This window comes from Parageobacillus thermantarcticus (assembly GCF_900111865.1).
Taxonomy (GTDB): Bacteria; Bacillota; Bacilli; order Bacillales; family Anoxybacillaceae; genus Parageobacillus; species Parageobacillus thermantarcticus.
Map to the genome: position 1 here is coordinate 140,269 of NZ_FOJS01000001.1, position 25,319 is coordinate 165,587.

At 45.5% G+C, this 25,319-nt stretch carries 31 protein-coding genes, 1 pseudogene and 1 other annotated feature; of the genes and pseudogenes, 2 read left to right on the top strand and 30 right to left on the bottom strand.

Annotated elements, in window-relative coordinates; translation table 11 throughout:
• Window positions 1–6 precede the first annotated feature (6 nt).
• The 12 genes and pseudogenes from BM278_RS00765 to BM278_RS00820 all read right to left on the bottom strand — a co-directional run.
• Window positions 7–213: a DUF2905 domain-containing protein gene (locus BM278_RS00765; protein WP_090947509.1), complete on the bottom strand. Its 207-nt coding sequence runs from the start codon at window positions 211–213 to the stop codon at window positions 7–9.
• Window positions 210–1,211 carry a Holliday junction branch migration DNA helicase RuvB gene (gene ruvB / locus BM278_RS00770; RefSeq protein WP_090947510.1) on the bottom strand — a complete coding sequence of 334 codons (1,002 nt, stop codon included), beginning with the start codon at window positions 1,209–1,211 and terminating at the stop codon, window positions 210–212. The genes BM278_RS00765 and ruvB overlap by 4 nt, the downstream gene beginning before the upstream one ends.
• A gap of 13 nt (window positions 1,212–1,224) precedes the next feature.
• Window positions 1,225–1,830, bottom strand: coding sequence for a Holliday junction branch migration protein RuvA (ruvA, locus tag BM278_RS00775; RefSeq protein ID WP_090947511.1), 606 nt, complete (start codon window positions 1,828–1,830; stop codon window positions 1,225–1,227).
• A 117-nt stretch (window positions 1,831–1,947) separates the two neighbouring features.
• Window positions 1,948–2,430 carry a BofC C-terminal domain-containing protein gene (locus tag BM278_RS00780; protein ID WP_090947512.1) on the bottom strand — a complete coding sequence of 161 codons (483 nt, stop codon included), beginning with the start codon at window positions 2,428–2,430 and terminating at the stop codon, window positions 1,948–1,950.
• Window positions 2,431–2,619: 189 nt separating this feature from the next.
• Window positions 2,620–3,360: a YebC/PmpR family DNA-binding transcriptional regulator gene (locus BM278_RS00785; protein WP_090947513.1), complete on the bottom strand. Its 741-nt coding sequence runs from the start codon at window positions 3,358–3,360 to the stop codon at window positions 2,620–2,622.
• 111 nt (window positions 3,361–3,471) lie between these two features.
• The gene (locus tag BM278_RS00790; protein WP_090947514.1) at window positions 3,472–4,197 is read right to left on the bottom strand and encodes a YhcN/YlaJ family sporulation lipoprotein; all 726 of its coding nucleotides are present in this window, start codon (window positions 4,195–4,197) and stop codon (window positions 3,472–3,474) included.
• Between the two features lie 108 nt (window positions 4,198–4,305).
• Window positions 4,306–5,046 carry an NAD(+) synthase gene (gene nadE, locus BM278_RS00795; protein WP_090947515.1) on the bottom strand — a complete coding sequence of 247 codons (741 nt, stop codon included), beginning with the start codon at window positions 5,044–5,046 and terminating at the stop codon, window positions 4,306–4,308.
• Window positions 5,047–5,084: 38 nt separating this feature from the next.
• On the bottom strand, window positions 5,085–6,026 hold the full coding sequence (locus tag BM278_RS00800; protein ID WP_090947743.1) for a phosphotransferase: 942 nt from the start codon (window positions 6,024–6,026) through the stop codon (window positions 5,085–5,087).
• Window positions 6,016–7,437, bottom strand: coding sequence for a SafA/ExsA family spore coat assembly protein (gene safA / locus BM278_RS00805; RefSeq protein WP_090947516.1), 1,422 nt, complete (start codon window positions 7,435–7,437; stop codon window positions 6,016–6,018). The genes BM278_RS00800 and safA overlap by 11 nt, the downstream gene beginning before the upstream one ends.
• Before the next feature lie 169 nt (window positions 7,438–7,606).
• Entirely contained in the window at window positions 7,607–8,704 is a 1,098-nt protein-coding gene (gene nadA, locus BM278_RS00810) for a quinolinate synthase NadA (RefSeq protein WP_090947517.1), read from the bottom strand.
• 13 nt (window positions 8,705–8,717) lie between these two features.
• Window positions 8,718–9,557 carry a carboxylating nicotinate-nucleotide diphosphorylase gene (nadC, locus tag BM278_RS00815; protein WP_090947518.1) on the bottom strand — a complete coding sequence of 280 codons (840 nt, stop codon included), beginning with the start codon at window positions 9,555–9,557 and terminating at the stop codon, window positions 8,718–8,720.
• Between the two features lie 70 nt (window positions 9,558–9,627).
• Window positions 9,628–9,879: pseudogene (locus BM278_RS00820) on the bottom strand (FAD-binding protein); the annotation flags it as partial.
• Window positions 9,880–9,984: 105 nt separating this feature from the next.
• On the opposite strand from BM278_RS00820, the gene BM278_RS00825 reads away from it, so the two are divergent.
• Both BM278_RS00825 and BM278_RS00830 read left to right on the top strand, forming a co-directional pair.
• The gene (locus BM278_RS00825; protein ID WP_090947519.1) at window positions 9,985–11,124 is read left to right on the top strand and encodes an IscS subfamily cysteine desulfurase; all 1,140 of its coding nucleotides are present in this window, start codon (window positions 9,985–9,987) and stop codon (window positions 11,122–11,124) included.
• Window position 11,125: 1 nt separating this feature from the next.
• The gene (locus BM278_RS00830; RefSeq protein ID WP_090947520.1) at window positions 11,126–11,665 is read left to right on the top strand and encodes a transcription repressor NadR; all 540 of its coding nucleotides are present in this window, start codon (window positions 11,126–11,128) and stop codon (window positions 11,663–11,665) included.
• Between the two features lie 87 nt (window positions 11,666–11,752).
• On the opposite strand, the gene pheA is transcribed toward BM278_RS00830, so the two are convergent.
• The 18 genes from pheA to BM278_RS00920 form a co-directional block, all read right to left on the bottom strand.
• On the bottom strand, window positions 11,753–12,601 hold the full coding sequence (gene pheA, locus BM278_RS00835) for a prephenate dehydratase (RefSeq protein WP_090947521.1): 849 nt from the start codon (window positions 12,599–12,601) through the stop codon (window positions 11,753–11,755).
• 20 nt (window positions 12,602–12,621) lie between these two features.
• Window positions 12,622–13,065, bottom strand: coding sequence for an ACT domain-containing protein (locus BM278_RS00840; protein WP_090947522.1), 444 nt, complete (start codon window positions 13,063–13,065; stop codon window positions 12,622–12,624).
• A 25-nt stretch (window positions 13,066–13,090) separates the two neighbouring features.
• A complete protein-coding gene (gene obgE / locus BM278_RS00845; protein WP_090947523.1) occupies window positions 13,091–14,377 on the bottom strand; it encodes a GTPase ObgE in 1,287 nt (428 codons plus the stop codon).
• A gap of 183 nt (window positions 14,378–14,560) precedes the next feature.
• Window positions 14,561–15,100, bottom strand: a complete 540-nt coding sequence (locus tag BM278_RS00850; protein WP_090947524.1) for a sporulation initiation phosphotransferase B — start codon at window positions 15,098–15,100, stop codon at window positions 14,561–14,563.
• Window positions 15,101–15,252: 152 nt separating this feature from the next.
• Window positions 15,253–15,543, bottom strand: a complete 291-nt coding sequence (gene rpmA, locus BM278_RS00855; protein WP_003248896.1) for a 50S ribosomal protein L27 — start codon at window positions 15,541–15,543, stop codon at window positions 15,253–15,255.
• 15 nt (window positions 15,544–15,558) lie between these two features.
• On the bottom strand, window positions 15,559–15,891 hold the full coding sequence (locus BM278_RS00860; protein WP_090947525.1) for a ribosomal-processing cysteine protease Prp: 333 nt from the start codon (window positions 15,889–15,891) through the stop codon (window positions 15,559–15,561).
• An 11-nt stretch (window positions 15,892–15,902) separates the two neighbouring features.
• Entirely contained in the window at window positions 15,903–16,211 is a 309-nt protein-coding gene (gene rplU, locus BM278_RS00865; protein WP_003248892.1) for a 50S ribosomal protein L21, read from the bottom strand.
• A gap of 15 nt (window positions 16,212–16,226) precedes the next feature.
• Window positions 16,227–16,308, bottom strand: a sequence feature (ribosomal protein L21 leader region).
• Between the two features lie 111 nt (window positions 16,309–16,419).
• Window positions 16,420–17,283, bottom strand: a complete 864-nt coding sequence (locus tag BM278_RS00870; protein WP_090947526.1) for a M50 family metallopeptidase — start codon at window positions 17,281–17,283, stop codon at window positions 16,420–16,422.
• On the bottom strand, window positions 17,276–18,043 hold the full coding sequence (locus tag BM278_RS00875) for a M23 family metallopeptidase (protein ID WP_090947527.1): 768 nt from the start codon (window positions 18,041–18,043) through the stop codon (window positions 17,276–17,278). Before BM278_RS00875 ends, BM278_RS00870 begins: the two co-directional genes overlap by 8 nt.
• Window positions 18,044–18,273: 230 nt before the next feature.
• The gene (gene minD / locus BM278_RS00880) at window positions 18,274–19,077 is read right to left on the bottom strand and encodes a septum site-determining protein MinD (protein WP_090947528.1); all 804 of its coding nucleotides are present in this window, start codon (window positions 19,075–19,077) and stop codon (window positions 18,274–18,276) included.
• A gap of 2 nt (window positions 19,078–19,079) precedes the next feature.
• Window positions 19,080–19,802, bottom strand: coding sequence for a septum site-determining protein MinC (minC, locus tag BM278_RS00885; protein ID WP_090947529.1), 723 nt, complete (start codon window positions 19,800–19,802; stop codon window positions 19,080–19,082).
• Between the two features lie 7 nt (window positions 19,803–19,809).
• Window positions 19,810–20,328: a rod shape-determining protein MreD gene (gene mreD, locus BM278_RS00890; RefSeq protein WP_090947530.1), complete on the bottom strand. Its 519-nt coding sequence runs from the start codon at window positions 20,326–20,328 to the stop codon at window positions 19,810–19,812.
• Entirely contained in the window at window positions 20,325–21,188 is an 864-nt protein-coding gene (gene mreC / locus BM278_RS00895; protein ID WP_090947531.1) for a rod shape-determining protein MreC, read from the bottom strand. Before mreC ends, mreD begins: the two co-directional genes overlap by 4 nt.
• Before the next feature lie 21 nt (window positions 21,189–21,209).
• On the bottom strand, window positions 21,210–22,232 hold the full coding sequence (locus tag BM278_RS00900; protein WP_090947532.1) for a rod shape-determining protein: 1,023 nt from the start codon (window positions 22,230–22,232) through the stop codon (window positions 21,210–21,212).
• A gap of 163 nt (window positions 22,233–22,395) precedes the next feature.
• Window positions 22,396–23,076 (bottom strand): RadC family protein, encoded by a 681-nt coding sequence (radC, locus tag BM278_RS00905; protein ID WP_090947533.1) that lies wholly within the window; start codon window positions 23,074–23,076, stop codon window positions 22,396–22,398.
• A 47-nt stretch (window positions 23,077–23,123) separates the two neighbouring features.
• Window positions 23,124–23,684, bottom strand: coding sequence for a Maf family protein (locus tag BM278_RS00910; protein WP_090947534.1), 561 nt, complete (start codon window positions 23,682–23,684; stop codon window positions 23,124–23,126).
• A gap of 114 nt (window positions 23,685–23,798) precedes the next feature.
• Entirely contained in the window at window positions 23,799–24,725 is a 927-nt protein-coding gene (locus BM278_RS00915; protein WP_090947535.1) for a stage II sporulation protein B, read from the bottom strand.
• Between the two features lie 113 nt (window positions 24,726–24,838).
• Window positions 24,839–25,300 carry a type II secretion system protein gene (locus BM278_RS00920; RefSeq protein WP_013876523.1) on the bottom strand — a complete coding sequence of 154 codons (462 nt, stop codon included), beginning with the start codon at window positions 25,298–25,300 and terminating at the stop codon, window positions 24,839–24,841.
• Window positions 25,301–25,319 lie beyond the last annotated feature (19 nt).

Sequence of the window (25,319 nt, forward strand, 5' to 3'; positions counted from 1 at the left end):
TATTGTTTAACGGAATCGACCAAGTATATAAAAAATGAGGGAAAGCACGATGCTTAGCAAAATCGACGTAACCACCGGAAAATAAAACGTCGTATTCCCTTTCCGAATAATAATATCTCCCGGAAGCCGCCCCAGTTTCATAAACTGCATGAGAAACCCGATAATAATGAGGACGGCCCCAACTGTCATGATGAATTTAGGCAGGCTATTCATTGTTTTGGAACCTCCATTCCAAAATGTTCGTAAGCAATCGGGGTGACGATGCGGCCGCGCGGGGTGCGCTGTAAAAAGCCGATTTGCAATAAGTACGGCTCATACACGTCTTCGATCGTTTGCGTCTCTTCGCCGATTGTTGCCGCGATCGTATCAATGCCAACCGGCCCGCCATTAAACTTTTCCATAATCGCCTTGATCAATTTACGATCGATATGATCAAGGCCTAGCCGATCGACTTGCAGCAGTTCCAGCGCCTCTTTCGCCAACGAAAACGTGATCGTGCCGTCTCCTCGCACTTGGGCAAAATCGCGGACGCGACGCAAAAGGCGATTCGCGATGCGCGGCGTGCCCCGCGAGCGCCGGGCGATTTCCAACGCGGCTTCCGCCTTGATGTCGACGTGCAAAATCTCTGCTGTCCGCATCACAATTTGCGTAAGATGTTCAGGTTGATAATACTCCAATCGGCTAATCACCCCAAAACGGTCGCGAAGCGGTGCGGATAAGGCGCCTGCCCTTGTCGTGGCGCCGACAAGCGTAAACGGAGGCAAATCAATGCGGATGGAACGAGCGGTTTGCCCTTTTCCAATCACGATGTCCAAGCAATAATCTTCCATCGCCGGATAAAGCACTTCTTCGACGGAACGGTGCAACCGATGAATTTCATCAATGAATAACACATCTCCTGGCTCCAAAGAAGTTAAAATCGCCGCTAAATCGCCGGGGCGCTCAATCGCCGGACCGGAAGTCGTGCGCAGGTGCACTCCCATTTCATTCGCGATAATCCCGGCCAACGTCGTCTTTCCCAGCCCAGGAGGACCGTACAGAAGCACATGATCAAGCGTTTCTTCGCGCATTTTCGCCGCTTCAATAAATACTTTTAAATTGTCTTTCACTTTATCTTGTCCAATATATTCATGCAAAAACTTCGGGCGGAGACTATATTCCAGCGAAACGTCTTCACGGTGAACATCGCCGGAAACAAGGCGGTCTTCCATGTTCCTCCCCTCCCTACTTTAACAGTTGCTGAAGCGCGCGCTTCACGTATTGATCGGTGGACAAGTTTTCTTTCATCAACGACGGCACTACTTTTTGAATTTCCCGTTCCGCGTAGCCTAACGCTTTTAACGCCTCGATCGCCTCTTCAAGAGCAGATAAATGAGGCGGTTCCGATTCTTCTTGAGCGTGAAACAAATCTGGATATGTTTTAGTAGCAACAGCAGTAAGCTTCCCTTTTAAATCGAGAATCATTTGCCGCGCCGTTTTTTTTCCGACACCCGGAAACTTGCATAAAAATGTTTCATTTTCTTGTTCGATCGCTTCGACAAGCTGTTCAGGCCTTCCTGCCGCTAAAATCGCCAAGCCGCCTTTTGGGCCAATTCCCGAAACTTGCAATAGCTTCGCAAACAACGCTCGCTCTTCGCGGGTGCGAAATCCGTACAAAGCAAGCATATCTTCACGCACGTATTGGTATGTATAAACCGTCACGATCGTATCGCGGCTTTCTTGAAACGAAAACGGATTGGGCGTAAAAATTTGATACCCAATGCCGTTGTTGTCGATCACAATATATTCCGGGCAAACATAATCAACGTATCCGCGGACAAATTCAATCAACGCTGTACCCCTCTCTTTTCTTTCCTGCCTTTCCATTGTATCATACCATTACATTATAACAAAAAGCGAATGTATATTCCTATTTAAAAAACAAAAAAGACTTACCGAAAGATAAGTCTATCGCATTAAAGCAAAATGGCGGTATGTTTCGATAATGTCTTCATATTGCGATTTGGAGACGACGCGAATTCCTTGCTTCAACTGCTTATGTTGGCGGCTTTCCAGCTTTTTCACATCAATTTGAAAAAACGATTGAATAATCCGTGTCGAATGAGCGGGTTTTCCTTCAAAAATCGATAACGTTCCATCTTCAGTAATTCCAAAATAACCGTTCGATTTTAATAATGGAGAAATATCGTTCACCGTTTTGCGAAATACAAGTGTTTCATCATCCATATTCACAAGCTGCCAGCCTTTATATTTTTTCCATATATCTTTCATGGACACAACGGTTTCCTTTTTTGTCTCTTCGCTCACTTCCCCGTCTAAATATTGCCGTTCCAAAATAATCGTCATTTTTACCGGCGCCGGCGCAGCAAAAGCAGTTTGGGTGAATAATACATGGAAAAACATTAAAAAGAAAGCGGCAAGCATTCGCATCTCCTTTTCCTCTCTTTCAAGGTAAAAATAAAATGCTCACTTCTATTTTCACCAATGTAAGAAGTTTTATCCGCTTTCTTTCAATTGTTGCACTTTTTCACATTCCATATCTGTCTTTTCGCCAAAACCGGTGCCCAATTGGCAAAAAAATAACGCCCTATACACTAGGTATAGGACATTATTTGATCGTTACTCATCCAACACGGATTCGTCCAAGTTATGGTACACTTCTTGGACGTCGTCGTCATCTTCCAGCGTATCGATCAACTTCAACATTTTTTTCAAATCATCGCCGGCAAGCGTCGTATACGTTTGCGGAATCATCGTAATTTCGGCGCTGGCAAACGAAAAGCCTTGCTTCTCCAACTTTTCTTTTACTTCTTCAAACGTTTCCGGCGTTGTATAAATTTCAAACGAATCTTCGGTCGTTTCCATCTCTTCCGCTCCTGCTTCAATCGCCTGAAGAAGCATGTCGTCTTCATCGATGTCAAGCCCTTCTCGGGCAATAACAAGCAGCCCTTTTCGCTCAAACAAATAGGAAACGCAGCCGGTTTCCCCTAAATTGCCGCCGTTTTTCGAAAATGCTACCCGCACGTTTGAAGCCGTGCGGTTTTTATTATCCGTCAAGCAAACGACCATCACCGCCACGCCGCCAGGCCCGTATCCTTCATAGCGAACTTCTTCGTAGTTCGTCTGTTCTTGGTTTCCCGTCGCTTTTTTGATGGCACGCTCAATATTTTCATTCGGCATGTTCGCCGCTCTTGCTTTTTCAATAACAAGGCGCAAGGCTGGATTGGCTGCCGGATCGCCTCCGCCTGTTTTGGCTGCTACATAAATTTCTTTCGCCAATTTCATAAACAGTTTGCCACGCTTTGCGTCTTGCGCGTTTTTACGGCGTTGAATGTTCTTCCACTTCGAATGTCCAGCCATCGAAATTTCTCCTCTCATCGCAACGAAATTTCCGATATTACTATACCAAAAAAACGGGAAATTGTCATAGTAAAACGGGAACGCTTTGAAAAAAGCATTCCCTTATGAAAATTACCGTGTATTTGCAGGACGTTCGATCATTTTTCCGTTGATAAAAATCGTTTTTAAATCCCGTTCGATTTCTTCCATCGGCCGGCCGCGGCGGATATCGTTGTCGATGGTGCGGACGCGGTTGTACATGCTCGGGTTGGTAACAACGCGCACGTGTTTTCCTTTCGTGTATGGCGCAACCGCTTGTGCAACAAGACGATTCACGCGATCTGCGTGCTTGGCATCAGTCGAAATCGCAACAAGCACATGGTCACGGTAAACGAGCGCTCGCGCACCGTTTACTCCTTTCACCGCACCAGCGCGGCGCGAAACCGTCTCCGCCAATCGCCCATCATACCTTCTATAATACGAAGGATTAGCTTCGCCTTCCATCGAGTTTAAATGGCCATGGTAGTTGCGGTCTCCATCGCCGAAATCGGTATCGAGCGGAAGCACCGGCGCATCGGTATCAAACCGGGTCGTTCCCGGAGTCCGCATGCGGTCATTGTCAGCAAAAAAATCGGTCGCCGGACCTCGACGGCTTAATATATAGTTGTTGTCGTAATTAGCAGTATTTGTTCCGTAGCGGCCGTAGCGATACTCATCAGCGAAGCGCTCCGTCGAATCATACCCGATCGGGCGCGTCGTATTGCTGTAACGAGGATCATCATCGTCCGCGCCATTGGCGCATGCGGCAAGCCCGCTCATGAAACAAACAGCCCCGATGATTTTTATTGCTCTTTTCAACGAAAAAACCCCCTTGTCCTCCTTCAAGCGAGGCCAAAAAATGTTTTTGGCCCTATGATTAGCTTGGCGAAGGAAAGGAGATTTTATCGCTGTTAGTTAACGGTAGAATTAGAATTTTGGCGGCGCGATCGCCAATTGCCGTTTATGGCGTGAACGCTCATGCAACCGTTCAATAATTTGCCGGTCTTTTTCCGGAATTTCCTCACCTTTTAAATATTTATCGATCATTTCGTATGTTGTTCCCATTTCGCTTTCATCTGTTTGTCCTTCCCATAATCCCGCGCTTGGCGCTTTTGCAATGATTTCGTCTGGAACGCCAAGAATACGCGCCATCTCGCGCACTTCTCCTTTCGTAAAATGAACGAGCGGCACTAAATCAACTCCGCCGTCCCCGTATTTAGTAAAGTACCCTGTATACCATTCCGCGGCATTATCCGTGCCAACCACCATATAGCCGTAATTGTTGGCAACCGCATATAATGTCGTCATGCGAAGGCGCGCTCTTGTGTTCGCATCGCCTAAACGTGCCGCTGCTTCGTTCCACTCCCCTTTTTCTTTCAGCTGTTTTTCCACTTCTCCAAACAACGTATGATGCGTTTCCGTTAAATCAATGATCAAGTGCTTAATGCCGCAGCTTTCCACCACTTTTAATGCGTCTTCCATATCTTTCGGATTGCTTTTACACGGCATAATCAATCCAAGAGAGTTGTCCGGAAACGCGCGTTTAATTAAATGCGCGACGACCGCTGAGTCGATGCCGCCGCTAATGCCGACAACCGCCCCGTTCAATCCGGCGTTTGCCACTTGCTCACGCAGCCATTGAATCAGTTTTTCAATTTTTTCCCTCATCTTTTTTCAGCTTCCTTTCACGAAAAAATTCTCTATATTCATTTTATCATATCGATAATTTTGCGGACAAACTGATTACGTTCTTTGCGCGCAATAAAAAGGCGTTTGTTGCGCTGTAGCGCAAAGCGCCATTCCCGCATAATATCAGCAGGAAATAAAAGGGCATGCAAAAACCACGGCTTTGCAAGCCAACACAAAAAGCGCGAAAATTGATATAATTTTGCCAAAGACCATTGCAAATAAGGCAAAATACGGCTGGCGTACTGCAAATAATCGATGCCCGGCGAGGCGACGGCAACCGTGTCATAATCGATTAAATAAATCATTCCCGCTTTTGTCCGCAAAAAATTATGGGAGGCGACATCGCCGTGAATAATCGCAACAGGCTCCGCCGCTAAAGGCGGCGCATAGCTTGCGAAAGTGGAGAGGCAATATTCCGCATGTTGAATCGTCCAAGCGATATCTTCTTTATCCATGATTCGTTCCAGCAACGATAAATGGGAATAAAACTCGTTATAGCGGCGCTGCCACTTACTATATAGACAGTAATGCGGAATAATTGTTGGAAACGCCGGAATTTTTGCGAGCATCGCCGTGATGAAATGGTACGTTTGCAACAATTCGAGCCCATCGGCGATATCTTGCCGGCGGGCAAATGACAATCTTTCTGCATCAGAAATATATGTTTGCATGATCCAAAAAGCGTCTTTCACAAAAAATACCCCATTTTGTCCTATAGTAGTATATACCGCGGGAACATGGGCAAACCCCGCCTGTCTCAGCGACTGCATAAACACTGCTTGTCTCATCGCTTCCAAAAAAGTTCGATACCGTTTTGCAACCCAACACCCTTCATATGCGGTGACGACCCATACATTTTGTTTGACCATTTTGATGCTTTTCACGCGCAAACCGTATTTGTTTCGCAGAAGAAAAAAGAGACGACCAATTCCATCGTCTCTTTTTCGTCTATTGTTCATCTCGATCATCACTCTCCGCATCTTGCGGTTCTGTAAACGGCCGTTCTTCCCCGCGAAGGAACGCTGGTGTAGGCGAAGCTTGTGGGAATGGGTATGCCGGTCCTGCAACAGATGGTTGTACTTGATATGGATATGAAGCGAATGAAGGCGGCATGTACGGATAAAACATTGGATTCCATCCATGCCCTTGCATTACTGGCGTTATCGGTGCGCATGGTGTCATCGGATAAGGAACAAGTGCAGGTGAAGGAAATGGTGAGTATCCAGTTGGCGCAATATTGGCTGCTGTTGGCGGTGCGACATTTTCTGCATGATGATCCGGCATTGGTGGCGCTTCTCCTGATTCGCTGCTGCTTTCTTCAATGCCAGGAAACGCGTGGGAACTGCTTTCCGCCATTTGATCGGTGAATGGCTGCGGATATGTTGGATAACTACTTGGCGCTGCCGGCATGAACGGAAAATAAAATCCCGCTCCCGGCAAAACCGGAGTGACTGGAACGCATGGATATTGCGATAGCGGCGCAATTAGTGGCACTCCTGTTAAATATGGTTGCGGCATGATCGGTGCATACGGAATTTTTGGTAGCACTGGCGGTGTATCGTTATCCACTTCTGTCTCTTCTTTTTCTATCGCTTCCGCAGGGCTTTCTATTTCTGCTTCTGGTTTCATCATCCCCGGTAAAATATTTTCTGGCTTCGGCGGAATCGGCGGAACGTTTGAAAGTGCATTGGAAAAGTTAATATTTACGTTTGGAGCAACTGGCGGAATCGTATGTGATAGCGGCGGTATATTTAACTGTTTTTTTGATTCTTTTTCCGCTTCCTTCTTTTTTTCCGAAGCTGGCGCGATGTTCGATATTTTATGCGGCTCATTCACGAACTGTTTTGCCGGCTCATTGACTGGTGGATGCGGCGCTTCGTTCACCGCCGGTTTTGGAGGTTCATTCATTGGCAACTTCGGCGCTTCATTTATTGATGGTTTTGGCGTTTCTTTTTCGATTGGTTTTGGCTGTTCATTGACTAACGGCTTTGGTGCTTCGTTCACTGGCGGTTCTGGCGCTTCATTCATTGATGGTTTTTGGGATTCGTTGATTTTTTCTTTTTCCGGAGATGGAACGTTTGGGGAAAGTTCTGCTTCAATATCCACAGATACAAACGGTTTTATGTTAGCATACGGATGTTCCACATTTTCTATCTTTTGTTTTGGAACCATATTTATTTTCGCTTCTTTTTTGGGCATCTCTTTTTTTACCGGAACACCGGCAGTCGGTACTTTAATTTTCATTCCCGGCATAATCATATCTGGATTGCTTAAATGACCGTTCATTTTTTTTAATTGTTCAAAGTCGACACCGTACTTTTGCGCAATTTTCCAAAGCGTGTCGCCTTTTTGGACAATATGGATTTTCACTCCGTCCCCCTCCTAAACCAAAACTGTTCGCATTGTATCTCAGCTTTCGCTTGTTGTCACCATCATCCTTCAACACAATGTATGATAAAAACCGTTGTTTTATGATAAAAAAATCATCCTGTCCGGCGGAATATCGCCGTCTGACAGGATGATTAAGTTCGCTTTTTCTTTACGCCAGCATCCGGGCAAGCGCCTGCGAGGCATCTTGAGCAATCAGCGACGGAACGATAATTTGGTTAACGATTACGCCTCTTTCAAGCGATTCGAGCGCCCACAACAAATGCGGCAAATCGATGCGGTTCATCGTGAGACATGGGCACATATACGGGTTTAACGAAACGATTTCTTTATCAGGATGTTCGCGAATAATCCGGTTGACTAAATTCATTTCCGTGCCAATTGCCCATTTGCTTCCGGAAGGAGCGTTTCGGATCGTTTCAATAATGTATTTCGTGGAGCCGACATAATCGGCTTGCTGCACAACATCCCAGCTGCATTCCGGATGAACGATAATATTCATGTCCGGCTTTGCCTGCCGGATGCGCTCAATATGACGGGCGGTAAAATTTTCATGAACGGAGCAATGCCCTTTCCAAAGAATCACTTTTACTTTCTTTATATCGCCTTTATATTCTAAACGATCTGTATGCGGATCCCATACTGCCATTTCATCAAGAGCGACTCCAAGTTGGTATGCTGTATTTCTCCCTAAGTGTTGATCCGGCAAAAAGAAAATTCGCTCTTTTTGCTTAAGTGCCCACGCCATCATCTTTTTCGCGTTCGAGGAAGTAACGGTAGCACCGCCACAGCGCCCAACGAACGCTTTAATCGCTGCCGTCGAATTTACATACGTTAACGGCAAAATTGTGTCACCAAATAGCTCTTGTAATATCGGCCACGCTCGTTCCACTTGGGCAATGTCCGCCATATCAGCCATCGAGCACCCGGCCCGCATATCCGGCAAAATGACTTTTTGATGGTCACTCGTTAAAATGTCTGCCGTTTCTGCCATAAAATGCACTCCACAAAACACGATGTACTCTGCTTCGCTGTTTTGCGCCGCCATTTGCGCAAGCTGTAGCGAATCTCCCGTCGCATCGGCAAACTGAATCACTTCGTCTTTTTGATAATGATGCCCTGGGATGAACAACCTTTTTCCAAATCGTTCTTTTATTGCTCGAACGCGTGCTTCCATCTCTTTTATGCTCATCGTTTTATAACTTTCCGGCATATGATCAAGCCGCTTCATTGCTTCTAGCACGTTCATTATTTTCTCCCCCCTATTTCCATCCTTGCAAATGAAAACTAATATCTAACGATTTAGCAGAATGTGTCAACATCCCGATAGAAATATAATCTACGCCAGTTGCCCCGTACGCAGCGAGGTTTTCAAGCGTAATTCCGCCCGACGCCTCGGTAATAATCGGCTTCGGCACTAGCGAGACAAACTCGCGCACTTCCTCTGGAGTGCGGTTATCAAACATAATGACATCAACTCCCGCCTCTACCGCTTCTAACACTTGTTCTTTCGTTTCCGTTTCCACTTCGATTTTGACCATATGACCGAGTTTCGCGCGCACCGCCTGCACCGCTTTCGTAATCGAACCGCAAAAAGCGATATGGTTATCTTTAATCATGACGCCATCATATAAGCCAAAACGGTGATTATAGCCGCCACCGCACGTAACGGCGTATTTTTCTAACATCCGCAAACCCGGTGTTGTTTTTCTCGTGTCGCAAATGCGCGTATGGCTGCTGTTTAGCGCCATTACCGCTTGATATGTTAATGTAGCGATGCCGCTCATTCGCTGCAGCAAATTTAAAATAACGCGCTCACCTGCCAATAACGGAGCGACCGGGCCAGAGGCAACGGCAATCGTCTCTCCTTTTTTCACCTGTTCGCCATCCCGTTTATAAAACGTTACATCGATAGCTGGATGCAATAGACGATATCCTGTCGCAATAATATCTATACCCGCCAACACCCCATCTTCCTTTGCGGTAAACGTTCCTGTCGCCCATTCATTGTCTGGAAAAATCGTTTCACTCGTAATATCCTGTTCGCCAATATCTTCAATGAAAAATTGCTGCAATAGCTGTTGTAATTTGAGTTGGTTCATTCTCCTTTCCCCCATTCTTCCATCGTCGATGCTCCGCTACGCTATTACATAATAATCCTGTTTTCATCAATTCGCGAACGAGCAGTTCAACCGCCTTTTCCTCATTATGTTGACATCCAGCAGCCATCGTGTCATCAAAATGACAACGCCAATCATCCTCCCTTGAAATGGACGCAGCGACACCGCCTTGTGCCAGCCATGAATTACTGTCTTCTTTTTTTGCTTTTGTGAAAATCATCACATTTTTATGTTCATGCAAATAATAGGCAGTGGTTAAAGCTGCGACACCGCTTCCGGCAATAATCACTTCAGTTTCTAACATAAAAAGCGCCTCCTAATTAATGCTGTCTTGACACTTATATTGACATATATTTAAACTAATGACAAGAGTTTTATACACATTTTATGAACAAAAGGAATGATTTTGATGATTTATCTAGATTATGCCGCTACAACACCGATGAGCAAAGAAGCGATCAATACCTATGTAGAAGCAGCAGCTGCCTACTTTGGAAATGCAAGCAGTTTGCACGATATTGGAAGCAATGCCGAACGGCTTTTAACGATTTGTCGAAAAGAACTTGCCGCGCTTATTGGCGGCGAGGAACGGGGGGTTTATTTTACAAGCGGGGGAACAGAGTCGAATATTCTCGCTATCCGTTCGCTCGTTGAAGCACGCCGCCACCGCGGCAACCATCTTATCACAACCGAAATAGAACACGCTTCTCTTTATCATTTATTTCAACAATTAGAAACGGAAGGATTTGATGTTACTTATTTGCCGGTTGACCGCTTTGGACAAATTGATGTCGACGACTTGGAGAGGGCAATTACGCCGAAAACGATTCTTGCCTCTATTCAACACGCTAATTCCGAAATCGGAACAATACAGCCAATTGCGGAAATTGGGAGACGATTGCGGCGCCGTGGTGTCATCTTTCATAGCGATTGTGTGCAAACTTTTGGTAAAATACGAATAGATGTGAAGGAGATGTCCGTTGACAGCCTTTCGATTTCCGCCCATAAAATTTACGGACCAAAAGGAGTGGGCGCAGTATATATCGATCCGCGCATCAAATGGCAACCTTGTTTTCCAAACGCTACCCATGAATATGGGTTTCGCCCCGGAACTGTCAATGTTCCTGGAATCGCTTCTTTCATTACGGCTGCACAGCACATTTGCGATAATATCGATTCCGAATATAAACGACTCGAACAACTGCGTCGTTGCTTGCTGGCGCTTATTCGTGAAAAGAGCTTGCCCGTTACGGTAGAAGGACATCCTGACGCGCGCCTGCCGCACATTGTCGGCCTTTCCGTTCATGGAATCGAAGGACAATATGTCATGTTGGAATGCAACCGCGACAACATCGCCATTTCTACTGGAAGTGCATGCCAAATTGGAAAACAGGACCCTTCACGGACGATGTTGGCAGTTGGAAAATCCATAGAAGAAGCAAAACAGTTGATACGTGTTTCATTTGGAAAATGGACGACGGAAAAAGACATTTGCCATTTCGTATCTTCCCTTGAACGAATCTGTCAGCAAAGAAAGGAGCTTGAATGAGTTGAAAGAAGAAAAAAAAATTCTCGGGGAACAACGGCGCCAGCTCATTTTGCAGTGGCTAAAAGAAAGCGACCGGCCGATCACCGGCGCCGAACTCGCGGCAAAAACGAACGTCAGCCGCCAAGTGGTCGTGCAGGATATTTCTCTCTTAAAAGCGCGCAATGAACCGATTATTGCCACAAGCCAAGGCTATTTATACTTGCCGCCAAACGTTCCGGCGCAAACGTATGCGCGCACGATCGCGTGCTTCCATACTCCTGAACAAACGAAAGAAGAATTATATATTCTCGTCGACCACGGCGTCACCGTCAAAGATGTCAAAATCGAACATCCCGTATACGGAGACTTAACTGCTTCCGTGATGGTAAGCAACCGGCTGGAAGTCGATCAATTTATTCAAAAAATTGAAGAAACGAAGGCGTCATACTTGCTGCAGCTGACGGACGGCACACACCTTCATACGATTGAAGCGGATTCCGTCGCTAAGCTCGATGCCGCCTGTCATGCCCTGAAAAAAGCGGGGTTTCTTATTGAATCATAGCCACAAAGCCATTGCCATCCATAAAGAATAAAACCATCCCTGACGTTACAGGCCAGGGATGGTTCATTTTTACAAAATACCCCATATTCAAATAATATAATACGGATAACTTCCTAACACTTGGACGGTGCAATCAAGCGCTTCAAGTTCCGCGATTGCGCCTGGAATTAACACATCATCCATTTTTTGATCGATGTCAATAATGAAAAAATAGTTGCCAAGCCCCGTTTTCGCAGGGCGGGATTCAATTTTCGTTAAGTTTAATTTGCGCCAGGCAAACGCGGAAAGCACTTGGTGAAGGGCGCCAGGCTGATCTTTTGGGAGCATCACCATCAGCGTCGTTTTATCGCCAGCATAAAGCGGTGAGTCGATTTTCAGCGGTTCGTTTTCCTTGCGGACGATAATAAAACGCGTATGGTTGTAATCATAGTCATGAATGTTTTCTTGTACGATCGTCAGCCCGTATTCTTCAGCTGCCAGCCGGTTGGCAATCGCCGCGATTGGAAGATGCGGATGTTCGCTGACGAATTTCGCCGCCGCACTCGTCGATGTCATATATACGTGCTTCGCTTTTTTCAAATGAGCATGCAAAAATTTGTGACATTGTGCAATCGCATGCGAGTGGGAATAAATTTCTTTCACTTCCGTCCAATGATGCGCATGGTATGGATGCACCATTAAATGTTGTTGAATCGGGGCGATAATTTCCCCGACAATCGGAAGCGATTGTTCATGAATTAAATAATCAAGCGTTAAATTCACCGATCCTTCCAGCGCGTTTTCCAGCGGCACCACCCCGGCGTCGATCTCTTCATTGCTTACCGCATCAATACATTCCGGAATGGTACGATACGGGATTTTTTCAACGTAAGGAAACATTGTGGTTACCGCTAGATCGGTAAACGTCGCTTTCGGTCCTAAATAGCCAATTTTCATTCTGCTGCCTCTCCCTTACTTTAATAAGCCCCTGAACCAACGATTTCGACTTTTTCGACAAATTCAAGCCGCCGCAACTTTGCGAGCAACTCCTCGATATCTTCTTTCATCTCGTTCGTGCTGATCGATAGTGTGACATTCGCGCGGCCCTGAAGCGGAATCGTTTGGTGAATCGTCAGCACGTTGCATCCGGCTGCAGCGACGACGCTAAGCAATTGGGAAAGCGTGCCGGAGCGGTCTTCTAAATGAAAAAATAACGTAACGATACTTTCTTTCACTACCGCTTGAAACGGAAACACCGCATCGCGATACTTATAAAACACGCTCCGGCTGACATCGACCAGCTGCACCGCTTCCGCGACAGAGTCGACCTTTTTTCGCTCCAACAATTCTTTTGCTAAAAGCACCTTACGCATTGCTTCTGGCAATACGTCTTCGCGAACTAAGTAAAATTTTTTATCCAACGAGCCTCCCCTGCCCCCTCCAACGTTAATCAACAAACTCAAATTCGTAATCTAAAAGCCTTACAATATCGCCATCTTTCGCGCCGCGCTCGCGCAATGCGTCATCGACGCCCATCGCCCGCAATTGCCGTGCGAAACGACGAACGGATTCCTCTCTGGAAAAATCGGTCATTTTAAATAGCTTTTCCACTTTTTCGCCAGATAAAATAAATGCTCCATCGCTATCTCTTGTAATCGTAAACGGCGGTTCCTCTTTTTCATATTTGTAGACGACGCGTTGCAATCCCGGCTCTTCTGTCTCATGGAGCGGGAATTCTGGCGTTGTTTCCAAAAGGTCGGCAATCGCGAATAACAGCTCGCGCACTCCTTGTCTTGTCACCGCAGAAATCGGAAAAATTGGAACTTTATCCCCGAGTTTTTCTCTAAACTTTTTCAAGTTTTCTTCCGCATTTGGCATGTCCATCTTGTTGGCCGCAATGATTTGCGGTCGCTCCGTTAAGCGCAAATTGTACTGTTTTAATTCTTCATTAATCACTAAATAATCTTCGTACGGATCGCGTCCTTCTATTGCCGCCATATCAATCACATGGACAATGACGCGCGTCCGTTCAATATGGCGCAAAAACTGATGCCCTAACCCGACGCCTTGATGCGCTCCTTCAATAAGCCCCGGCAAGTCCGCCATCACAAAGCTTCGGCCATCATCCGTTTCCACCACCCCTAAATTAGGAACGAGCGTCGTAAAATGATACTCGGCAATTTTTGGTTTGGCGGCGGAAACGACAGATAGAAGCGTGGATTTGCCGACGCTCGGAAAACCGACCAAACCGACATCGGCAAGAAGTTTTAATTCGAGGATGACATTCCGTTCCTCACCCGGCTCTCCGTTTTCCGCAATTTCCGGAGCGGGATTTGTCGGGGTGGCAAAGCGCGTATTTCCGCGTCCCCCGCGCCCGCCTTTTGCAACGACAAATCGCTGTCCGTTTTCTGTTAAATCGGCTAACACTTGATTCGTATCGGCGTCGATGACGACCGTTCCCGGCGGCACTTTCACGATCAAGTCTTCGGCATTTTTCCCGTGCTGGTTTTTCGACATGCCGTTTTCGCCTCTCGCCGCCTTAAAATGACGCTGATAACGGAAATCCATCAGCGTCCTTAACCCTTCATCGACGACGAATACCACGTCGCCGCCTTTTCCACCATCACCGCCCGCCGGCCCGCCTTTTGGCACATATTTTTCCCGGCGAAACGCAACGATCCCGTTGCCACCATCGCCGCCTTTGACATAAATTTTCACCTGATCGACGAACATCTTTTTTTCCTCCGATCTATTCTTGATGCGATAGCTGCTTATTATTTTACACAAAATTTGCAAAGTATTTCACATGAAAAACAAAACGGCGCTGCTAAACAAGAATCTATCCGGCACCGTTTCTATTCGATGACAACGCGCGCCAACCAATACACGAATAATCCGTCACCTGTCTTTATGCTGTTAAAATAAAATTTTTATAAGCACAGTCAATTCATGATTATGTATATGAAAAGATTCAAGATGGATTGCCGCTTGCTGTTGATGCTCTCGAAGCCATTGAACGATGTTGTTTTTATCTTTTATCGTTCCGCTATAATCAAAAAACAACTTTACTTCCTCTTTTAATACTTCAATGGAAATGCTCATATGGTTTTCATCATGCGCATCCGCTTGGTTTTCCATTAAGGTTAAAAACTTGCTGCTCCATGCCGTTAAATCCGCATCATAAGAGGATAAATCACATTCATCCCCAAGCACCTCATATTCTAACGAAATCAGCCGTGTTTTCCAATTATAAGTCATCATCCATTCTGCAAATTGCACCGCTTTTAAATTGGTGAGCTTCGTTTCCTGTTGCATATCGCGAATAATTTCGTCGATAATTTCGTAAACTCTTTCTATTTTATTTAACGCCAAATTCCCTTTAATGAGCTGAATTTTATTCAGCCAGTCATGGCGAGAATGACGCAATACATCGACGATCCTCCATTGCTTTTCCATCTACAGCGCTCCCATTCATAAATTACACCGCTTATGCTCTATCATCTTTACTATAGCATTTTTTTACAAGAAACGGGAATGATTTTTCGCGCTTTTCCGGAATGCAAAAAGAAAACTCTAACCGAGCATGGTTAGAGTTTTCTCAAAGCGGTTTACGCTTCTTTGCTGACAGGATATACGCTCACTTTTTTGCGGTTGCGGCCTAATCGTTCGAAACGAACGATGCCGTCGATTTTCGCATAAAGCGTGTCATCGCCGCCGCGGCCAACGTTCAATCCCGGATGGATTTTCGTCCCGCGTTGACGATAAAGAATCGAACCGCCAGTAACGAATTGACCGTCAGCGCGTTTCGCGCCAAGACGCTTCGCGATGGAGTCGCGTCCGTTCTTTGTCGAACCTACCCCTTTTTTCGATGCGAAAAATTGGAGATCAAGTCTTAACATACACGTCACCTCCCGTTACCGTTGAATCACGCGAATATACTCTCCATAATCGCGTTCAATCGTTTGTAAAGAAACGAGCATCGCTTCAAGGAGGAGCTGGACTTTCTCTGCCGTCGCTTCGTCGTCAATGCGAGGAAGCACGCAGCGAAGATAGCCGCCGTTTTCTCCTTGCGTAATATGCGGTTGAACGTTCGTTAGCGCGATGATCGAATTGACGATGCCAAACGAAACCGCCGATGCTCCAGCACAAACGATATCTTGCCCATGTTCTGCAAAATTCGCGTGCCCTTTTATCGTAAACGCGCGAATTTTCCCTTCCTTTGTGCGCTCAATTTCTACATTAATCATCGCGAATGCCTTTATGCATTAATTTTTTCAATCACGACTTTTGTGTAAGGTTGACGGTGACCTTGTTTGCGACGGTAGTTCTTTTTCGGCTTATATTTGAAAACGATAATTTTCTTTTGACGGCCGTGTTTTTGCACTTTCGCCGTTACCGTTGCCCCTTCAACTGTAGGGTTGCCGATTTTTACTGTTTCGCCGCCTACAAACAACACTTTGTCAAACGTTACCGTCTCCCCTTCAGCGGCATCAATTTTTTCGATATAAATTTCTTGTCCTTCTTCCACTTTAATTTGTTTGCCGCCAGTTTCGATAATCGCGTACATGTATCGCACCTCCCCATATAGACTCAGACTCGCCAGCGACAAGGCGGTTCGCATCGCGAACGCTTGGAAAACCCGCGCTGAGCGGTTGTAGTACGGGTGCTGTGAATATGCGCTGCACCGCTTTTTGCCCGCTTATGCAAGCGGTACAAAAATTCTACAACGTAAAAAATAGTATCATATCTAAAAGAAAAATGTCAATATATTTCTCTTACACATAAATAAGATCGCTTAATGGAACATCTGTTTGTTTCTCCACAAAAAAAGCATGCAAAATTTCATTTTCGTCTAATGTCACGCGCTCGCGGTTATCTCTCATGATAATGATCGAATGTTTTTGTCCGCGGTAAAATTTTTGCAACACGCGAGAAATTCGCTCCTCTTCGAAAACAGCAATCGTTCGCAATTTTGTATAATCGCTCCGTTTTCCGTAATAGCGTTCCAATAAAAAGCGCATGACAACATAATGGCGATGTTTCCACTCTTTCCATAACGATGCGATAAGAAACATAACGATGATCCATAAATCAAGTTGTTTTGGTTGTATGAACAAAACGGCAATGGCAAAAAAAGCAAGTGTAACTATGGACAATACAATTGTTTTTTGATGTGCCTCGCTAAATGGAAAATAATAAGTAAAAAAAAGAAACAGCAACTTTCCGCCATCTAACGGCCAAATAGGCAATAAATTGATCATGAGAATCGCGGTATTGTAATGGATAAATAAATTCCAGCCTTCGTTCGTCATTACCCCCATCCGCCATAAAAAAAACGCAATCGCCATCAACCAAAGGTGTTGCGCTGGCCCAGCAAGCGTTACAATAAGCTCTTCGCGAAACGGACGGTTCCCGTGTTCCTCGACTTCCGCCACTCCCCCAAACGGCAAAAGCAAAATTCGCTTCACGCGCCATGAGAAAAAAGCGGCGGCAACAGCATGCCCAAGCTCATGAATCAACACAATAAAAAATAAAAGAAACAGTTGCTTAAAGTGAGCGGTCATCACCGCAATGCCGCTAAACAGCCATAACAGCGGATGGATGTGAATGTTGCCGAACAATCGAACATATTTATTCAAAGGAAATCACCTGAATCGGATCAATAAAATGATCTCCTTGTTTAATGGCAAAATAAAATACTGACTTTGTTTGATCATGGCTGCTCGTCATCGCTGTTCCGACTTCCTTGCCCGTTTCTACAAAATCGTACAGTTTTACGGCAATCGTACCTAAGTTTCCATACCACGACTCGCTCCCATCTGCATGCTGGATGATTACCGTTTTCCCAAGTTTTTCTTTTGTGCCAGCAAATACCACGATTCCTTCATTCACTGCTTCCACTTTCGCATTGCTAGCTGTTTCGACCATAACGCCTTGCCCGTTTTTCTGAAAATTTTCGAGAACGCGGCCTGATGCCGGCAAAGCATATTGCTTCGGCGTTGTTTTCGTTTGATTTTCCGTTTCTGTAGAAATGAACGCAAGCGGCTCGCCAAACTGCTTTTCATACCATTTTGAGACAGCGGCAAATTGAAATTCTTTCTCCATCGCATCTTTGACAAACTGCCGAGCTGGTTCTAACGAGCCAGATGGATTTTTAAACAAAATCGCTGTTGCTAAAACAAGACAGGCCGAGAAAAGCATTTTCAAAATGAACGTTTCTTTGCGAAATAATGGATGCTTCTCTTCAAACGTATAGCGGTCATACGTCACTACCGGCTGGCCGTACCGCTGTTCATCGGTGATCGCCCACAATTCTTGTTGCATCTCTCCATAACGGTGCCGCCTTTCTTTTCTCCGCTTTTCCACGCGCTTGCGGATGTCGCGGGCACGTCGCTTCATTATTCCTCACCATCCCTCCCGGCATCGTTTGTACTAGTTTATTAGACAACCTTGAGAGATATGATAAATAAAAAAATAGCCAAGTCCTAATGTTTGTGTAAAATCCGACTCCCAAGTCCAGCGAACTTATGTCTCCGAAAATAGAACCGCTTTGTATCCGCTTCTTTTTACACAAATTCATGGACTTTATCGATAAATAAAAAATTCCCTGCCATCTTCATTAGCAGGGATTAACGGACACCAAATAATTTTTTTATTTTCGAGAAAATTCCCTTTTGCTCATCTTCGAGCGGCTGCAACGGAACGGACTCTCCGAGAATTCTCCGCGCAATATTGCGGTACGCGATCGACGCCTTGCTGTTTGGGTCAAGCACGATTGGTTCGCCTTTATTGGAAGATTTGATCACGTTTTCGTCATCGGCGATGACCCCTAACAAATCAATCGACAAGTGCATAACGATTTCGTCGACATCAAGCATGTCACCATTTTTCACCATATGGCTGCGGATGCGGTTAATGATAAGCCGCGGCGGCTTGATATGTTCCTCGTTTTCTAGTAAACCAATAATTCGATCGGCATCGCGCACTGCCGATACTTCCGGCGTTGTGACAACAATCGCCTCATCCGCCCCCGCCACGGCGTTTCGATAACCTTGCTCAATGCCTGCCGGGCAGTCGATTAACACATAATCATAATCTTGTTTTAACTCATCGATCAGCTGTTTCATCTGTTCCGGACTGACCGCCGATTTATCGCTTGTTTGCGCGGCAGGCAGCAAATAAAGATGATCGTCAAACCGTTTATCTTTTACGAGCGCTTTTTGCACGGTACAGCGCCCTTCCACGACGTCAACGAGGTCATAAATAATGCGGTTTTCCAACCCCATCACCACATCGAGGTTGCGCAAGCCGATATCTGTATCAACAAGGCAAATCCGCTTTCCAAGGATCGCGAGCGCTGTTCCGACATTTGCCGTTGTTGTCGTCTTTCCGACGCCGCCTTTCCCTGATGTAATGACGATCGCTTCTCCCACCGTTACACTCCCCTTTCTAACCGCGTCAAATTCGGTCGCAACTGCGCAAGCAGCTGCAAACGATCGACAACAATTTGATTATGTTCATCGATATACGCGCATTCCATTTCATTCCGCTCATCCGTTTTGTAATCGGGAGCTCGGTTCATCACATCGCCAATTCGCAGCTGTGTCGGTTTCATAATCGATGCGGCAATGACCGCTTCTTTATTTCCGTAATACCCCGCGTGGGCAATTCCGCGCAACGCTCCGAGAATAAAAATATTTCCGCCGGCGATAACGATCCCCCCCGGATTGACATCGCCGATTAATAAAAGATCTCCTTGTACATGCAGCACCTGACCCGAACGAACGATTTTGGAAACCGACACAATTTCCGTTTTCCTCTTCCACTCGAGCGCTTCTTCCTTTGTCATTACATTGCTTTCAATCGATTCGACGACCAAATTTTTTTTGCGGCGAATTAATGTGCGCAACTCTTCTTCTTGTTTCGGAGTCAAATAGCGATTACCAACTTTGAGATGAACGGAAACGAGCGGACCGTCCGATTCCGCTTTTTCACTTGCTGTTAATTTTTCTTCAAGCTCTTCCAACAGATCGTCATAGGAACACGTGTCATCGAGATGCAACGTCAGCCCATCTTTCGTTCCTTTCATCGTTACATACGGTTGTTTTTGTTTCGCCACAACGTTCACCTCAACGAATAATTCTACAAAAACGTCCATTTTCCTTTTAATCTTCCTGTTCCAACCGCTTGATTTTTACCAATTGCTGCTTCAACGGATATGAAAGCAAAACAAGAAACACCACATTCAGCAACAGCGTCGGCGATAATCTTTGCAGACAAAACATTTGAAAAGGCATATTGGTTCTTCCTATGAGCAGTTGAATTCCATATACATATAATTCGAGAATGGCGATCGAAAAGAGACTAAGAAAACAAGCAATTAGCCAATGTGGATGAAGCACTTTCATCGCTTTCGCCACGATGTAAGCGATTAAAGGAAACGCAAACGCATAAACACCAAGCAATTCCGTGTAGACGCAATCATAAAGCACGCCAAAAATCAGTCCGTAAACCATTGCGCGCGTTTGCCCTATGTAAATCGCGGTAAAAACGAGAAAAACGAGAAAAAAACGCGGTGCAAAAAAATAATGCATATACAGTTCGTTCTTTGGCCATAAATCGACAAAAATGCTTTCACTAACAAAACATACAACGGCAAGGAAAGGAAGCGCCCACTTTTTCACTTTGCTTCCTCCCTTTCCCCAAGCGTTTCGTCAATTTTTCTTTTCACAATAATCACATCATCAATGTCGTAAAAATTAGCCGCTGGTTTCACGTAAACCATTTTTGTCAACCCGTATTGATCTGGCACGACCTCCATCACTTCACCGATAAGCAGCCCTTTTGGAAAAACGCCGCCAAGACCAGATGTTAACACTTTTTGCTTTTTCTCGATTTTCGCATCAAAAGGGATTCGTTTTAGCAACAACGCTCTTCGTTTTTCATCATATCCTTCGATCAATCCAAAAACATTTTCGTTTCCTTGCACATAGGCGGAAATCCGATTTTTTTGATCGAGCGCGCTCAACAATTGAACGGTGGAAGTAAATTGGGAGGCGTGCTGCACTTTTCCGACTAATCCTTCTGGTGTAATCACGGCCATATCTTTCTTGACGCCGTGCTGCTCGCCTTTATTGACGATGATCGTTTCCTGCCAGCGGTCTGGGTTTCTTCCAATAACAGTGGCCTGGATTGGAATAAAATCGCGCAAGCTTTCTTTTTTATTTAAAAGAGCGCGAAGCCGTTCATTTTCCTTTTTTAATGTCTGCACTTGCGTTTCCAACGTCACGTATTCCTCTAGACGTGCTTTTAATAGCTTGTTTTCTTTATATGTATTTCTTATATCATTTACATTCTCAAAGAAGCCCGCAACGAACTGTGCGGGCTTATGAAAAATGAGTTGGACAAAACCGGTTGTATCTTTTACAAACTGCTCTGGCCATGTAAGTTCGCGATCTTTTAAGGAAAAACCAATCAATGCCACGAGGATAATAATGCTAACAAGCAACAAAATGAGCCGTTTGTTTAAAAAGAACTGTGGCATGATGTTGACACCCTCTTACTGTCAGCGATGGTCTCTCGCTTTGTTTTTAAATAAATCGATATGATCTAGCGCCTTTCCTGTTCCGATTGCCACGCAATCGAGCGGATTTTCCGCAACAATGACAGGCATGTCCGTTTCTTTGCTAATGACTTTATCAAGGTTGCGCAGCAGCGCGCCGCCGCCTGTAAGCACGATGCCGCGGTCCATAATATCTGCGGCTAATTCCGGCGGTGTCTTTTCCAACGTATTTTTCACGGACTCGACAATCGCATAAACCGTATCATGCAGCGCTTCGGCAACTTCCTCGGCGCTAATTTCAATCGTTTTCGGAAGCCCTGTCAGTAAATCGCGGCCGCGGATTTCCATTTTCCCGATTCCTTCCGGGTTTCCTGCCGAGCCGATTTCCACTTTAATCGCCTCCGCTGTCCGTTCCCCGATCATTAAATTATACGTTTTGCGGATATATTGAATAATTGCCTCGTCCATCTCGTCGCCAGCGATGCGAATCGACTGGCTTGTGACGATACCGCCAAGAGAAATAACCGCCACTTCCGTCGTCCCGCCGCCGATGTCAACGACCATGCTTCCCGTCGGCTCCCATACAGGAAGATTCGCGCCGATCGCCGCCGCAAACGGCTCTTCAATCGTATAGGCATCGCGCGCTCCCGCCTGCCGCGTCGCATCGATGACAGCGCGTTCTTCCACAGCCGTGATTCCATATGGCACACATACCATCACGTACGGTTTTCCTGCAAAAAATCCTTTATTTTTTGTCGCTTGTTTAATGTAATATTTCATCATCGTCGCCGTTGTCTCATAGTCAGCGATCACCCCGTCTTTCATCGGGCGAAGGGCAACGACATTTCCAGGCGTACGGCCGATCATGTTTTTCGCTTCGTTGCCAACCGCAACAATTTGCTTTGTATCCTTTTGGATGGCGACAACCGACGGTTCCCTTACCACAATTCCTTTTCCCTTTACGTATACAAGCGTATTGGCTGTTCCTAAATCGATGCCAAGGTCTCTTGTTCCAAATCCAAACATAGTCTATATCTTCCTTTCTGAAACGAAATGCTTTTTTATAAAAATCCGCTAAATTTGTCGATTTTACATATATTTTTGTTTCAGCACTTTGTACGACACCGCCCAAAACATGATAAAAACTCATAATTGTTATTATAACTGATTCGACAAAAAATGAGAACTACTACACGTACCCTTTTTCTTTTAAACTGACAAATTTCTGATCGCCAATGATGAGATGGTCGAGCAATTCGATGCCAATAATGCGGCCGCATTCGGCCAGACGTTTCGTCACATCAATATCTTCTCGACTTGGAGTGGGGTCGCCGGAGGGATGATTATGCACGCAAATAATCGAGGCGGCCGAGCGCTTAATCGCTTCTTTGAACACTTCGCGCGGATGAACGATGGAGGCGTTTAAACTGCCGATAAATATCGTTTTTCGATGAATCACTTGATTTTTTGTATTCAAATAAATGGCGACAAAATGCTCTTGCGACAAAAAACGCATATCTTCCATAACATATTTCGCGCCATCTTCAGGAGAACGGATCACATAGCGGTCATTGTAGCCGAGGCGGTGAATTCGCCGGCCGAGCTCGATCGCCGCTAAAATTTGAATCGCCTTCGTCGTCCCGATTCCTTTTATGCTTGTTATTTCTTCAATCGAAGCATCTTTTAGAAGCCGAAGCCCTTCAAAATGCTGAAGCAGGCGATGAGCAAGCTGCAATACCGATTCTTCTTTTGTTCCTGTTCGAAGCAAAATGGCGAGCAGTTCGTGGTCAGCCAAGCTTTCCGGGCCGGCAGAAAGAAGCCGCTCACGAGGGCGGTCATCTTTTGGCACATCGCGAATCATCAATGTCATCGTATTTTATCTTCACTCCTTTTTTTCTTTTCATCAATTAAAAAAAATTACCAGCCGAGGCGCTTCAGCTCGCGCACGGTCCGCGACAACGGCAGCCCGACAACAGTGAAATAGTCTCCTTCAATGCGTTTGACAAATAAAGCGGCGCGCCCTTGAATGCCGTATGCTCCCGCTTTGTCCATCGGCTCTTCTGTCGCAATGTAATCGGAAATTTCTTCTTCCGTTAAATCCCAAAACATTACTTTCGTTTTTTCTACAAACAATGATTGGCCGTTTGGGGAAAGAATCGCCACTCCCGTCAGCACCTCATGCGCCTCGCCTGACAGCATGCGCAGCATCGCCGCTGCTTCTTCTTTTGTTTTTGGCTTGCCTAAAATGTTGTTTTGGTAAACGACGACAGTATCCGCCCCGATGACGTATGCATGAGGATAACAATCAGCAGCAGCTTTCGCCTTGCGATAAGCAAGCAGCTGCACGGCTTGCTCCGGGGATGCATCTTCGTGAATTTGTTCATCAATGTGGCTAGCGAGGATTTGAAAGCGGAGGTTAGCTAATTCAAGCAGCTGTTTTCGGCGCGGGGAACTCGAAGCTAAAATCAATTGTTTCATCCACATCACCCTCTTGCATTCGTTTCAAAGCAGGAAGATACACATGTATCGTACCAAATTTTGCGGTTCAGCACAATTTGGTAAAGTCGAAAAATCCGAAAAAAAAGAAGCTCGCTAGCTTCGCAATGGGAAAACGGCAATATATGACTTCAGCGCCTCAAGCAATTCTTGCTGTGTTTTTTGCAACAGTTCCTCTTGTTGATTGGTTTTGTAAGCAATAAGCAGATTATACGCAGCTTTCATATGTGAAACGTACCGCTTTATATTATCGTCATTCGGAAGTGTTTGCGATATAAATTGTTTATAATCACTCTCTAATTTTTTCCATTCTTCTTTGTGAACATCTCCTTTTCCTAATAAAATGGCGGAAATGGCAGCCATTTCCCTGTATAGCGCTTCCCCTGCTTTTATTACTGGCTTGTGCTCCCTATCCGTGCTGGCGAACGATAGAAATTTAATGTATGTACTATGCGTCTTCTGCTTATACCGTTCATTGATCGCCTGCAACTGTTGTTTGTCACTTCCGACGGCGATAAACAAAGCGACTGGTTTTTCGCCAACCGCCACAACAGGAATAGCGGAAGACTGGAGTTGCCGGGCATAGGCAGCCGCCGCTTCCCGATCTGTAAATACTCCCGCTTGAATCACGCTGACTGTGAAAGAAGAAGCCGCTGCTTCATTTGCAGATTCCGCCGCTTGCCCTGTCGGGTCTTTGGACTCCGCGGGAACCGGCAGCTCCGTTTCCAGCGTTTGCCCGGAATGCTCCTTCTCCTTTGGAATGACATTTAATACAATGAATCCAAAACTTGTGCCAATGATGACCGCCATCATGATTGAAAAAATTGCTGATTTGATCCGTGCGTTCAATGCGCCGATAATGGGCGAGCGCTTTTTCCGCTTTTTTTGCTGGAAAGAAGCGGACGGCCTTGGCTCCGCTTCTTTTTCCAAGACGTTCGTTTCGATACGTTTCAGCTTATCGGTAGTAAACGGCCGCTCTTTTCCGTTAATTTTCACCGTAATTTCCCGACTATGCTTGTCCATTGTGTCACCATCCTTATCTATCCTTCGTTTCCCGCCTATCTTATCATAAACAAAGAAAAAAAGAACAAGACATTTGTCGTCTTGTTCCCGGATTATTTCGGCAAATTCGGCTATTATCGGTCACGTATTTGCTGAACAGACAATGCTTCGACAGGAACTTCCGGCGATTGCTCGGAAAAGGTGCACAACTGTTTCGTTTCTCCTTTTAAACAAATAGAATAATGGAACGAGCCGTTTTCGTCTTTTTTAACAAGTACATATGATGGATTCGTTTCCAATGGCAGCACGTTTCCGGTAAACGGGTCTTTGATCGGATGAAGCATTCCTTCTTCTACAAGCTGTTTGTACGTTAGTTTTTCGGAAGAGCGGGATGGCAAAAATTCCACGTTTTCTGCCCCGACATAAAGGCGCGCCGCTTCGTAAAGCGCATAGGCATTAGAAACAAACGTTCTCTCTTTTGCTTTTTCGATGATATGAAGCACCGCAATAACAGCAATGGAAGCAACAATTCCTAAAATGACAAGCACCGCTAACAACTCCACTAGCGTCATTCCTCGGTTTGTACGCAGCAACATATAACCACTCCGCCATTCA